This window comes from Flavihumibacter stibioxidans (assembly GCF_014332695.1).
Taxonomy (GTDB): domain Bacteria; phylum Bacteroidota; class Bacteroidia; order Chitinophagales; family Chitinophagaceae; genus Flavihumibacter; species Flavihumibacter stibioxidans.
In genome coordinates, this window is sequence record NZ_MBUA01000029.1 from 84713 (window position 1) to 97222 (window position 12510).

At 48.4% G+C, this 12510-nt stretch carries 13 protein-coding genes; 8 read left to right on the forward strand and 5 right to left on the reverse strand.

Annotated elements, in window-relative coordinates; translation table 11 throughout:
* Positions 1-71 precede the first annotated feature (71 nt).
* Positions 72-404, reverse strand: a complete 333-nt coding sequence (locus BC349_RS17255) for a hypothetical protein (RefSeq protein WP_187258036.1) — start codon at positions 402-404, stop codon at positions 72-74.
* A gap of 174 nt (positions 405-578) precedes the next feature.
* Between BC349_RS17255 and BC349_RS17260 the strand changes: the two genes are divergently transcribed.
* Together BC349_RS17260 and BC349_RS17265 are read left to right on the forward strand one after the other, a co-directional pair.
* Positions 579-791: a hypothetical protein gene (locus BC349_RS17260; protein ID WP_187258037.1), complete on the forward strand. Its 213-nt coding sequence runs from the start codon at positions 579-581 to the stop codon at positions 789-791.
* Positions 792-845: 54 nt separating this feature from the next.
* Entirely contained in the window at positions 846-1562 is a 717-nt protein-coding gene (locus BC349_RS17265) for a membrane or secreted protein (RefSeq protein WP_187258038.1), read from the forward strand.
* Between the two features lie 81 nt (positions 1563-1643).
* Here the strand turns inward: BC349_RS17265 and BC349_RS17270 are convergent, their stop codons facing one another.
* Positions 1644-4802, reverse strand: a complete 3159-nt coding sequence (locus tag BC349_RS17270) for a WD40/YVTN/BNR-like repeat-containing protein (protein ID WP_222840218.1) — start codon at positions 4800-4802, stop codon at positions 1644-1646.
* A gap of 106 nt (positions 4803-4908) precedes the next feature.
* Here BC349_RS17270 and BC349_RS17275 point away from each other — a divergent pair, with 106 nt between their 5' ends.
* Positions 4909-5496: a YceI family protein gene (locus BC349_RS17275; protein WP_187258039.1), complete on the forward strand. Its 588-nt coding sequence runs from the start codon at positions 4909-4911 to the stop codon at positions 5494-5496.
* A 245-nt stretch (positions 5497-5741) separates the two neighbouring features.
* Here BC349_RS17275 and msrB read toward each other — a convergent pair whose 3' ends face one another.
* Entirely contained in the window at positions 5742-6317 is a 576-nt protein-coding gene (msrB, locus tag BC349_RS17280; RefSeq protein ID WP_246457031.1) for a peptide-methionine (R)-S-oxide reductase MsrB, read from the reverse strand.
* A 180-nt stretch (positions 6318-6497) separates the two neighbouring features.
* Between msrB and BC349_RS17285 the strand changes: the two genes are divergently transcribed.
* From BC349_RS17285 to BC349_RS17295, 3 genes are all read left to right on the forward strand, one after another.
* Positions 6498-7073: an adenylate kinase gene (locus tag BC349_RS17285; RefSeq protein WP_187258041.1), complete on the forward strand. Its 576-nt coding sequence runs from the start codon at positions 6498-6500 to the stop codon at positions 7071-7073.
* 156 nt (positions 7074-7229) lie between these two features.
* Entirely contained in the window at positions 7230-7703 is a 474-nt protein-coding gene (locus BC349_RS17290) for a hypothetical protein (RefSeq protein ID WP_187258042.1), read from the forward strand.
* A 111-nt stretch (positions 7704-7814) separates the two neighbouring features.
* Entirely contained in the window at positions 7815-8453 is a 639-nt protein-coding gene (locus BC349_RS17295) for a hypothetical protein (RefSeq protein WP_187258043.1), read from the forward strand.
* A 247-nt stretch (positions 8454-8700) separates the two neighbouring features.
* Here the strand turns inward: BC349_RS17295 and BC349_RS17300 are convergent, their stop codons facing one another.
* Entirely contained in the window at positions 8701-9165 is a 465-nt protein-coding gene (locus BC349_RS17300) for a hypothetical protein (RefSeq protein ID WP_187258044.1), read from the reverse strand.
* A gap of 101 nt (positions 9166-9266) precedes the next feature.
* Here BC349_RS17300 and paaZ point away from each other — a divergent pair, with 101 nt between their 5' ends.
* On the forward strand, positions 9267-11339 hold the full coding sequence (paaZ, locus tag BC349_RS17305; RefSeq protein WP_187258045.1) for a phenylacetic acid degradation bifunctional protein PaaZ: 2073 nt from the start codon (positions 9267-9269) through the stop codon (positions 11337-11339).
* A gap of 29 nt (positions 11340-11368) precedes the next feature.
* Positions 11369-12148, forward strand: a complete 780-nt coding sequence (locus BC349_RS17310) for an enoyl-CoA hydratase/isomerase family protein (RefSeq protein ID WP_187258046.1) — start codon at positions 11369-11371, stop codon at positions 12146-12148.
* Between the two features lies 1 nt (position 12149).
* Here the strand turns inward: BC349_RS17310 and BC349_RS17315 are convergent, their stop codons facing one another.
* Positions 12150-12488 (reverse strand): hypothetical protein, encoded by a 339-nt coding sequence (locus tag BC349_RS17315; RefSeq protein WP_187258047.1) that lies wholly within the window; start codon positions 12486-12488, stop codon positions 12150-12152.
* Between the last annotated feature and the right edge of the window lie 22 nt (positions 12489-12510).

Consider the following 12510-nt stretch of genomic DNA (forward strand, 5'->3'; position numbering starts at 1 on the left):
AAAGGCGTCTGACGTTTGCGTCCGGTGAATTCATTGATCCTAAACGTCATACGCCTCAAACATCAGACGCCTCAAACCCTCACCGTAGTAGTAATATTATCCGGCAGCTCATTTTCTTTCGAAGCCAGCAGGGCAACCTGCTGGCTTATATGTTCTATGGCTTCATTTGCGGAACTGGCATAATCATCCGTCCGCGAATGGGTAAAAAGATTTTCACCGAAAGCCATGACCCGTATTTCACATACCTTATTATCAACCGGACTGATAGCCGGATCTTCCCGCATCGTGCATTCAATGCGGGTTACTCCTTTGTATTGATGTGACAAGCGGATCAACCCCTGTTTAGCCCTGAGCACTATTGCTTCCTGTAGTCCCCCATGAGGAGTATGCATTTCAATGGTCATAATTTTTTGGTTTTGTGGCACAAAAAATCAATCTGCTTTGTCACTTCTATAAAGTTACATTCCTCCGCCAATCTGACCATTTATTTAATGGCCCTGCGCCGAAAATAATTATTACCTGGCACGGTTATTTTATGTGGCTGTTTACTAAAAATTGCATACCTTAAAAAGAATACCATGAAAATAATAGGAATCATATTAATAGTCGGCGGTATCGCCATGCTGCTGCTCAAGGGAATCAGTTTTACCCGGGAAAAAAATGTAGTTGATCTGGGACCGCTGGAGATCAACAGGAAAGAAAAAAAGGACATCAACTTTCCGGTTTATGCCGGCGTGGCTGTGATAGCAGCCGGACTATTTTTTACCCTCGCCGGCGGCCGTAAGAAATAGACCAGTACGGCTGCGGCATCTTCGGTTTCTTCGTACATTCAAAAAAAGAATGTCATGAAAACATTGTTTGCCAAATCACTTTTTTTGATTCTTTCACTTGCCTTCAGCAACAAAATTCTGTCACAAAACAAAACCAACATCCTGGGCGCCTGGATGATGGAGCAGGACAACATCACTCACCTGCTGCTCTTCACCAGCCAACATTATTCCTATTCGGTGTACAATATTCCGGAGAAAAAATTCATTCAAACGCAGGGTGGCACCTGGACTGAAGCAAATGGCTCAGTAAACACCAAAACAGAATTCAGCACCACCGACAAATCAATGGTGGGAAAAACTTATAGCTATCCCGTAAAAATTGAATCCGGACATATGCTAACCAACTGGAGCGGCCAGGATAAAAAATGGAAGCAGGTGGATAACGGCGGAGGTGATCTGAATGCAACCTGGCGGATAACCGGTCGCGACCAAAAAGGAACAATGAACAGCATACCCCCCAGCGCGAGGAAGACCATTAAAATCCTGACAGGAACCCGTTTCCAATGGGCTGCCATCAATACCCAGACCGGTGATTTTTTTGGAACCGGTGGTGGTACCTATACGTTTAAAGATGGCCGTTATACCGAGACCATTGAATTCTTTTCACGCGACAGTTCCCGTATTGGAATGCAACTGTCATTCGATGGAAAAGTAGAAGGGAAAGACTGGCATCACCGCGGTAAGAGCTCCAAGGGAGATCCTATTTATGAAGTATGGTCGAAGGAAGACTAACAATAATTAGAAAATTGAGGTTTGATAATTGAAGCTGAGACCCGGGCCCAACTTCAACTATCAAACCTCAATTATCAAACACTATTTTATCGGATTGTACTCCTTAAAAAGTTTCAGCGGATTTGTTTCCACCAGTTTGCGGTAGTCCTTCCAGCGGCTGTCGAAGAACTGGTTGATTTTTGTTACTGCTTCGCCGATTTTGAATTCAGCGTCCGCTACCAGTTTCTCTTCCTGCGTCCCTGGTTTTACCGGCTTTGCACTGATATACATATTAGCCTGCTGCAGGGTAGTCATTGGTGTTGGTGGCTGTTGGGGCCTGCCATATCCCTGGCGTTCGATGGTTTTACCATTGATGAATTCCCGCAATTTCTTGATATCGTCCTGTACCAGCTTGCCCATCTTGCGAAGGGTGTCAGCATCCTTGCCTGTAAGGTCCTTTAACTGGGCATCCATCTTCTTGGTAAGCTCCTCAGCCTCTGTAAGACGGTCCATACCTTCCACCAGTTTATCGCTGCTGGTGCGCAAACGGTCACGCAGCTGCTTTTGCGCCAGTAAAACGTCGTTCCTGTTACCCAGCCTTGGATCATCGTTCACACTCACCATTGTGCTGTCGCTTACTCCCGCCAGTGTAAGTACCACTTTGTAAGTGCCGGGCAATACCCTCTCTCCCCCTGGTTCGGGTGCATTCGGACGAAGTTTGGGAGAGCCGGGACGCCTGAAGCCTTTTTCTTCCATCCCCCAGTAATTGCGGTTATAGCCCGAATCGGCCTTCCACTTAAGGTTGCGGATCAGCACATTATTGACATCGTAGATTCTAACTGTAACAGAGTCTGCTTTTTTACGGGCCGCTGTATCGAGTTGGAGCGGGTCGACCTGGTAGGTAATTGCTGCACCACGCTGCCTGTTGTCCGCATCCCAGATACCCCAGGTACTCCATTCATAACCGGGAGCGTTGCGATACTGCGCCTGGTAGGCTTTCGGCGCTTCAAATACAGTCAGCGCCTTTTTAGGTGCCATCCCCTTATTTGCAGCCAATGCACGCAATGGCCTGATATCATCCAGGATCCAGAGTGAACGGCCGAAAGTGGCGATAGCCAGGTCAGCTTCGCGCTCCTGGATTGTCAGGTCATAGGTGGATACAGAAGGATAACCATTTTTCCATTGCTGGAAGCTGGCACCATTGTCCAGGCTCACCCAAAGGCCCTGTTCTGTTCCTGCAAACACCAGGTTTGGCTGAACGGGGTCCTGCAATACACAAAGCGCATAACCAACCAGTTTCTTCTCATCGGCCATACGGCTCCAGGTTTTACCGTAATCGGTGGTACGGAAGATATAAGGCCTGAAATCTCCGCGACGGTAATCGTTCACTACCACCATGGCCTCGGCTGCGTTGTACCTGGATGCCTGGATCTGCGGAACCCATGCGCCTGCTGGCATACCCGGGATCTTACCCCGGAAATTTGTCCAGGTTTTACCGCCATCCCGGGTGAGCTGCACGTTGCCATCGTCGGTTCCCACCCAGATCACTCCCTTTTCTTTGGCAGAAGGCGCAATGGTCAGGATGGTACAGTAGTTCTCGGCGCCGGTGATATCCAGACTGAGTCCTCCGTTTTTATTCTGGTCAATTTTTACGGAATCATTGGTGCTCAGGTCGCCTGAAATGGCTTCCCAACTGATACCCTTATTGGTGCTCTTATGCAGGTACTGGCTGCCAAAATAGATTGTGTTATTATCGAAAGGATCCTGTGCTATGGCTGCATTCCAGTTGAAACGCAACTGCGTTTGCAGGTTAGGGTTAGCAGGCTTTACAAACCAGCGCTCGCCGGTTTTTACATTGTAACGGCCCACATTCCCCTGCTGGCTCATGGCATATACCCAGTTGGCATCATCGGGGTCAGGCATTACGTCAAAACCATCACCACCCCAAAGACTTTCCCAATAATAATTCTTGATGCCGCCATTCATCCAGGTATAGGCCGGACCGCGCCAGGAGCCATTGTCCTGCATGCCGCCCATTACATTATAGGGCATCTCATTATCTGCGTTGATATGGTAGAACTGCCCTACCGGCAATTTCTCATCAAAGACCCAGGTCTTGCCCAGGTCGCGGGTGATTCCAATGCCCCCATCATTTCCGTCAATAATAAATTTGTTGTTGCGGGGATGGATCCAGAACGCATGGTGATCGGGGTGGATGCCATTGTAAGGGATTACCACTTTAAAGTCCTTTCCACCGTCCTCGCTGACAGCAATCATCTGGTAAATGAGCCAAACGCGGTTTTCGTTCAGGGGATCCACCGCAATTTCCTGAAAATAGAAGGGGCGGTTGGTAACCCAGGTCGGGTTGCTGTTTACAAGGGTCCAGTTGTAGCCGCCATCCACGCTTTTGTAGAGACCATTTTTGGTTGCTTCCACCAGGGCATAAACCACATTGGGGTTGCTGCGCGAAATCGTCAGGCCTATCCGGCCGTAATCACCTTCAGGCAGGCCATTTTCCTTACCCAGCTTTTTCCAGGCCTTACCACCATCGATGGTCATATAAAGGCCGCTGCCCTTTCCCCCGCTCTGGAAGCTCCAGGGAGTGCGGTAATGCTGCCACATGGCGGCAAAGAGTTTGTTCGGGTTCGATGGGTCCATAATCATATCACCCACTCCGGAACTGTCGTTGGTGTAAAGGATCTTGCTCCAACTCTGTCCGCCATCGGTGGTTTTGAACACGCCGCGGTCGGGGTGAAACGCATAAGGATTGCCGATAGCCCCCGCATAAACGGTGTTAGGGTTCACCGGATCTATGATCACCCGGTGAATATTGCGGGTCTTTTCGAGCCCCATCTTCTGCCAGGTCTTGCCGGCATCAATGGTTTTATAGATGCCCTCCCCGATATTGATGGAGTTGCGGGGGTTGCCCTCACCGGTTCCCGCCCAAACGATATTGGGATTACTTTGCTGGATGGCAATGGACCCAATATTCAGGATGGGCTGGTCATCGAAGACCGACTTCCATTCGTGTCCGCCATTTTCGGTTTTCCAGACCCCGCCGGAAGCGGCGCCGATGTAAATGATATCGGGATTGTCAACCACCGCATCAATGGTGGTGATACGGCCGCTCATACCGGCCGGGCCGATATTTCGCGGTTTCCAGTTCTTGAACTGGTCGAGCTTAACCTGTTGCGCCTGGGCAACAATGGAAGATCCCGCCAGCAGCAATCCCGCCAGCAGTGTTTTTCTCATGAGTGTCATGTAAGGAATTTTGTATCCTGAAAATTAAATGATAATCATATTATAACCGATGGCAATTTTGATGAATGGCTTATCTTAGTGTTCAAACAATAAAAAAACCATGAGTATGAAAAGATGGAAACTACTGCTTGCTACAACCGCATTATTTGTGGGAATGACTGCCTCTGCACAAACCAAATGGAAACTGGACAAGTCGCATTCCAGTGTGCGGTTCTCCGTTACTCACATGGTTGTTTCCGAGGCAGAGGGTACTTTTAAAATGTGGGATGGAACAGTGGAGCACTCCAAACCTGATTTCAGTGATGCCAAAATTTCTTTTACCGTAGACGTAAACTCTATCAATACTGATAACGAGCGGCGCGATGGTCACCTGAAAAGTGACGACTTCTTCAATGCGGAAAAATTCCCGACCATGAAGTTTGAAAGCACTTCCATGCAATCTGTTGGGGGAAACAAATACAAGCTGAATGGTAACCTGACCATCCGCGACATTACAAAGCCGGTGAGCTTTGACGTTACCTATGGCGGCATCCTGGCCGGATCAAGGGGTCGCAAGGCAGGTTTCAAGGCAACCACAACGATCAACCGTTTTGATTACAACCTGAAATGGGACCGCGCTACTGAAACCGGTGGTCTGGTTGTGGGTAAGGATGTGGAAGTAACCGTGAAGGTTGAATTGGATGAAGTGAAATAAACGTCAGACGTTTAACCATATAAAAAGCCCCCGGTTGAACGGGGGCTTTTTTTGTAGTTTAGATTTTCCAGATCTAGTAATGTCCAAATTAACAACCGAGACAAATAATATTAAAAGAGGTTTAGGGGTCAAATTCTTTGTTCCTTCGTTGCTGAATCAAAGATGCAAACTCTTTTTGCCTGCAAAGAATTTGTTCGCCCAATGAAACATTTCTGTCGGTGAATGGACTCTTTCCGGCAACCAGGCTACTTTTCCTTCTTTTTGTCGAAGTCCAGGACCACCCCGTTGATACAATAGCGCAGGCCTGTCGGCGGTGGACCATCTTCGAATACGTGGCCCAGGTGGGATTTGCACCGGCCGCACATCACTTCGGTTCTCTTCATACCATGGGTATTGTCCGGCGAATAAATAATGCTGCCTTTTGAAATTGGTTCATAAAAGCTGGGCCAGCCGCAACCGCTGTCGAATTTGGTGTCGCTTTTGAAAAGGGGATTGCCACAGGCAGCACAATAATAGGTTCCGATCTCCTTAAAATCTTCGAACCTGCTGGTCCAGGGCCTTTCGGTCCCTTTTTGCCTGGCAATATAATATACTTCCTGTGGCAGTATCTTCTTCCATTCCTCTTCGCTCAGGTTTACCTTTTCACTGGAACTGCGCGAGTAGACAGGGTTTTGTTTGGAGCTATCCATATTATTTGTTGTATTGGTGGTGTTGGATGATGTTTTTGGCACCCCCTGCTGTTCCTTCTTTGGACCGGGTTGTGAAAAACTGCATTGCTGGAAAAATACCAGGCAGCTGATTAATACTAATTGGACTTTCATGGTTCGCATAATATTATAACAAACCTACGCCAGACTGGTTTAGCCGGATGGCAGAACTGGTAATATTAACAGCCCTCAGCAGACTGTTTATTGAATAATATTCAAACATCCTGCCCAAATTATCGAGTATTTTTAAGCCACAAGCCTTAAATTTGAACCTCATTAGGATTTTAAGCAAACATGTTCAATTTAATTCTATTCGGCCCTCCCGGAAGTGGCAAGGGCACCCAATCTGAAAGACTGATAGCCCGTTATGGTCTAAAACACCTGTCAACGGGGGATTTGTTAAGAAGTGAGATTGCCAACCAGACCAAACTTGGACTGGAAGCAAAGTCACTGATGGACAGGGGCGAACTGGTTCCTGATGAAGTCGTGATTGGAATGATCCGCTCTTCGCTGGATGCCAATCCGGATGCAAACGGGTTCCTGTTCGATGGTTTTCCGCGTACCAAGGCCCAGAGTGAGGCACTCGATGCCCTGCTTGCCCAACGCGATGAGTCCATCAATGTTGTCCTGGCACTGGAAGTAACCGAGGAGGAGTTGGTGAAAAGGCTGCTGAACCGGGGTTTGACCAGCGGTCGCAGTGATGATGTGAATGAAGAAATCATCAAGGCGAGGATTGCAGAATACCACAAAAAGACCTCTGCAGTTGCCGACCATTACAGGTTATTCGACAAGGTCGTTTCCATAAAAGGTGAAGGCACCGTGGATAACATCTTTGATTCGCTTTGTTCGGAGATTGAAAAAAGGAAATAAGGAGTCGATATTTGGGCAGTGTTGTCTGACGTTTGCGTCCGCTGAATTCAGTAATCCTAAACGTCAGACAACATCCGTTGTGGAAGTTGTCTGACGTTTAGGGTCAATGGATCCGGAGGCCTCAAACGTCAGACAACTTTCACCACAATTATTCATATGAATAATATCAAACTCAACTTTTTGCTGGAGGAATTTCCTTCCTTACTCCAAAACCTGCCTGCTAATGCAAAGGGCGAATGGGGTTCTATGAATGGCCAGCAAATGGTTGAGCATTTTATCGATGCCATCCTGCTAGCAGCAGGTAAGATTCCTGCGCCATTATTAACACCTGCAGAAAGCCTACCGAAAATGCGCGATTTCCTGTTTAGCGATGCGCCATTTCAGGAGAATATCAAGAACCCCCTGGTGAGTGAGACGCCGCCTGCAACCCGTTTACCGGATATGAACACCGCTGTCAGCGAATTGCAGCGCGCATTAAATACTTTTACAGAAGTTTTTAAAGAAGACCCTTCCAAAGAAATTATCAATCCTTTTTTTGGCCCGCTGGACTATACCGGTCAGGTACAATTGCTGCACAAACACGCCATTCACCACCTGAAACAATTCCGTTTGTCGAAAAAATCTGCCTAACTCTTTTATAACTCAGGATTCTTTCTAGTTTTACGTCAGAATCCACCCTTTCTTCGAAGAGCCGCACTGAATACAGTATCCCATTTATTTAATTTTTTAAAAATCTGTACAATGAGATCAATTCTAATGCGGATCAGCATCTTTGCTGCTTTTGTAGTTATTTTCGGTGCCTGTCAAAAACAAGACAACACCAACCTTACCACCACCAGTGTTGACCCAAACAAACAATTCCTGACCATTCCGGAAGAAGTGATTAACGGGATTATCCCTCCCCACCCTTCCTGTACCAGCCCTTACCTGGTTGAACTGGAAATCAAAGGCGTTGGTGATGGCAACTATGCCTGGATCTGGAAAGTGACCAACAAAAATCCGGGCAACGGCAAGAATGGTACCGCACAGGACCTGAGCCATTGGGGCATCCAACTCGAAGCCTGCGTAAGAAGTGCTGAGCGTAATGCCACAATGGACCACATTGTAGGTGCTGCTTATAGTTTTGACGGTGAAAACTGGACAAGCTTTACACCTTCTTACAAACCGGACCCCAGCATTAAAAACACCTGCGGTTTTGAAACACCCAACATCCTGAAATTTGATGTGGGAACCAATGGGAACAAGCCCACTTACTACAAACTGATTGTAAACAAGTGGTTTTCCGTTAACCGCTTCGCTAAAGCTTTTTATAAGTCCGGCAAAAACACTGGCTGCGGTGAGATCTGCATTCCATCATTCTGTTGTCTTTGCGAACACTAATAGTTTACCAGGCAAAATAGTGTAACAGAAGTATGTTGTCTGACGTTTGCGTCTGCTGAATTCAGTAATCCTACACATCAGACAATATTCGTCAGAGGAGTTGTCTGACGTTTAGGGTCAATGGATTCGGAGGCCTCAAACGTCAGACAACTTTCACCACAGATGTTGTCTGACGTTTGAGGTCAACGGATTCGGAGATCTTAAACGTCAGACAACTTTCGTCAGACAACATTTGTTTTTTGCCAGCTTATTTCTTCAATACAGAATCCGCAACGCGCAGGCTTTCAAGAATAGCGTTTTTTACCTTATCCACTTTATCCTGCTCGGCTTTGAGATAAGCCAGACGCGACTCAATATTATCTTTCGCAGAATCCGGATTAAATTCTTCCATCCAGGTATTCATGCTGTACTCAGCATAATTGAGGTCTTCCTGTATATCCATTAACGCTTGCTGGAACCGGGCTTTTGACTCCGAGCCCGACAACTTGTTCAGGCTGTCCAGGGCCTGTTGTGCTTTCTTCTGGGCTTCCCTGATTTTGCCCATTTTGGCCATACCCACATCGTGACCATCCATCACCAGTTGAAACAGGCTGTCTTCCGGGGTTTTTGGGGTTTCCGAGAAGCCATCCTTGCGATGCTCAGAATGATCAGTAGAACTGTTACAGGCAGCCATCAGAGCAAGTCCGGACGCAAGAATGAATAAACGTTTCATAAAATGGATGTTTTTACTTCTGCAAATATGCACTGGTTTTATCAATCAGGCACCATAGAAGAAGGTCAATTTCTGCTAATTTGCAGCAATAAACGCTTGCTATGAATAAACTGGAAAACTATGTAACTGGTAGTTGGATCACAGGTGACGGAGAGGGCCAAACACTTTTTAATGCCGTTACAGGCGATCCCATTGCCGCCGCTTCTTCCAAAGGGCTTGATTTCAGCGCCATGGCAGATTATGCCCGGAAAGTCGGTAATCCCGCCCTGCGTAAAATGACCTTCCATGAAAGAGGTCGTATGCTCCGGGCCCTGGCTACCCACCTGCAGCAACACCTGCCCGAATTTTACCGGATCAGCTACCAAACCGGCGCCACAAAAGCCGATAGCTGGATAGATCTGGAAGGAGGTATCGGAAATCTTTTCTCCTACGCCTCCCTGCGCCGCCGTTTTCCGAATGAAACCTATTGCGTGGATGGCGAATCACATAATCTCAGCAAGCAGCACAGCTTCATGGCCACCCATCTGCTCGTACCCAAAGAAGGAGTGGCCATCCATATAAATGCCTTTAATTTTCCGGTGTGGGGCATGCTGGAGAAAGTAGCAGTGAACTGGCTGGCCGGTATGCCCGCTATCGTGAAACCCGCCACCGTAACCTCCTATCTCACCGAAGCCGTGGTGAAGAAGATCATTGCATCCGGTATCTTGCCGGAGGGCGCCCTGCAACTCATCTGCGGCAGCGCAGGTGATCTGCTCGACCATGTACAATCACAGGATGTGGTGACCTTCACCGGCTCCGCCTATACCGGACTCAAGCTGAAATCACATCCCGCTATCCTTCGCGAAAGCGTTCCTTTTAACATGGAAGCAGATTCACTCAACTGTATTGTCCTGGGAGAGGATGTGGAGCCCGGCAGTGCCGACTGGGAAGTGTTCATTAAAGAGATCAGGAAAGAGATGACCGCAAAGGCAGGACAAAAATGTACTGCCATCCGACGCATATTCGTCCCCGATAGTAAACTGGAAGCGGTGTGGAAAGCGGTAGCCACCAGCCTGGAGCAAACCATCATCGGCAACCCGCTCAATGAAAAAGTGAGGATGGGGGCGCTGGCCGGAGCCACCCAGAAACAGGAAGTGCTGGAACAGGTGGATAAACTGCTGGCCGGTTCACAACTGGTGTACGGATCGCTCAACAGCGTGCAGCTGCTGGATGCCGATCCCGTTAAAGGCTCATTCATCAGCCCATTGCTGCTGGTAAACGAGCGGCCATTTGAAAACCTTGCCCCCCACGAAGTGGAAGCCTTCGGACCGGTTAGTACCATCATGCCCTATAAGTCCGCTGAAGAAGCCATTGAACTTTCGCGCCTCGGCAAAGGCAGCCTGGTGAGCTCTGTGGTAACCTCCAATCCAGCCATTGCACGTAATTATGTACTGGGTGCAGGACCCTGGCATGGCCGCATCCTGGTACTGAACCAACAATGCGCAAAGGAGTCTACCGGTCATGGTTCACCGCTGCCGTTGCTGGTCCATGGCGGGCCGGGACGTGCAGGTGGCGGGGAAGAAATGGGCGGACTCCGCGGCGTGAAGCATTACATGCAAAGACTGGCTGTACAGGGTTCTCCCGACATGATCACTGCAATCTCCAACGTCTACCAGCCGGGTGCAACCGGTAAAGAAGATGTCGTGCATCCCTTCCGGAAATATTTTGAAGAAATAGTGGTGGGAGATCAATTGCTGACGGGGCGGCGCACCATTACGGAAAGCGATATCTCGAATTTCGCCAACCTGAGCTGGGATCATTTCTATGCACATACGGACCATACATCCCTGGAGGGTACCCTTTTCGAAAAACCGGTGGCACACGGATATTTTATTCTTAGTGCGGCAGCCGGATTATTTGTGGATGGCAGTGCCAAAGGCCCGGTACTACTGAATTACGGGCTGGATGAACTGCGTTTTATGAAACCGGTTTACGCGGGTAATACCATTCGTGTGAAGTTCACCTGTAAAGAAAAAATTGAGCAGGAACAAAAGTTGGATACTGATTTGCCCAGGGGCATCGTTAAATGGCTGGTGGAAGTGAGCGATGAAACCGGAGATCAGGTCGCCGTTGCCACCATCCTTACCATGGTCAGGAAAAAATCAGTTGACCCATCAGATTCAAAGGATGTTTAACTTTAATATCCCATCAATATTTTTATCATATGATGTATGAAGTAAAGGGCGGTTACGTCCAGACCGAGACCAGAAAAGGCATTGCCACCATTGAGTTTTATCATCCGCAGAGCAATTCGATGCCTGGAAAATTGCTGCACGAACTGGCCATGGAAATCCACTCTGCCGGTCATAACCCGGAAGTAAAAGTAATCCTGCTCCGCTCAGGCGGGGATAAGGTGTTTTGCTCCGGCGCTTCTTTTGATGAACTGAGTAATATCCGTACCGCTGAAGAAGGGCTGGCCTTTTTCAATGGCTTTGCCCAGGTGGTCAATGCGATCCGTAAGGTTCCGGTAATGGTCATCGGCCGGATCCATGGCAAATGTGTGGGCGGAGGAGTGGGTATAGCTGCTGCGGTGGATTATGCCATTGCTGTGGAAGGCGCCGAAATAAAACTGAGCGAACTGGCTGTAGGTATCGGTCCCTTCGTAGTGGGTCCGGCAGTTGAACGGAAGATCGGTGTTTCTGCCTTTTCCCAGCTGGCCATTGATGCAACCATGTGGCGCAATGCCGACTGGGCCAGAAGAAAGGGGCTCTATGCCGAGCTCCATCAGAACCTGGAAGGAATGGATGAATCAATTGAACGCCTAACCAATACCCTGGCAGCTTCCTCCCCTGATGCAATGATGGAAATGAAAAAAGTTTTCTGGCAGGGAACCGAACATTGGGACCAGTTACTGACCGAAAGAGCCGCCATCAGTGGCCGGTTGATTCTGAGTGAGTTTTCCCGTCAGGCTATAGAGAAATTCAAGGCCAAAGTAAAGGCCTGACCTACCATTTTTCCTCCTCATCCTCCGGCGGCGGTTGCTTAAACAGCTGCCGGGTTTTAATTTTCTGCAACTGCCGCTCAATGATCAGGTCGGCAATGATCTGTGCGGCATCTTCTCCGACCTTTTCCTTCAACAGGAATTTCAGCTTGTTTTCGTTGACATCAATGCGGTATAAAATGCGCACCAGTTCCTGGAAATCATGAACGATCAGCCCGTTCACCCAGTCCGCCAGGTCTTCGCGCAACTCGCCCCACCCGTCGGGTGCCACCCGACGGGTGAGATCGGTCACTTCGCTGCGAACCGCATCCAGCAAGGCTTTGTCTTCAGCGTCTGTGCTCATAAAGGTGATTTTCCCTGTTTTC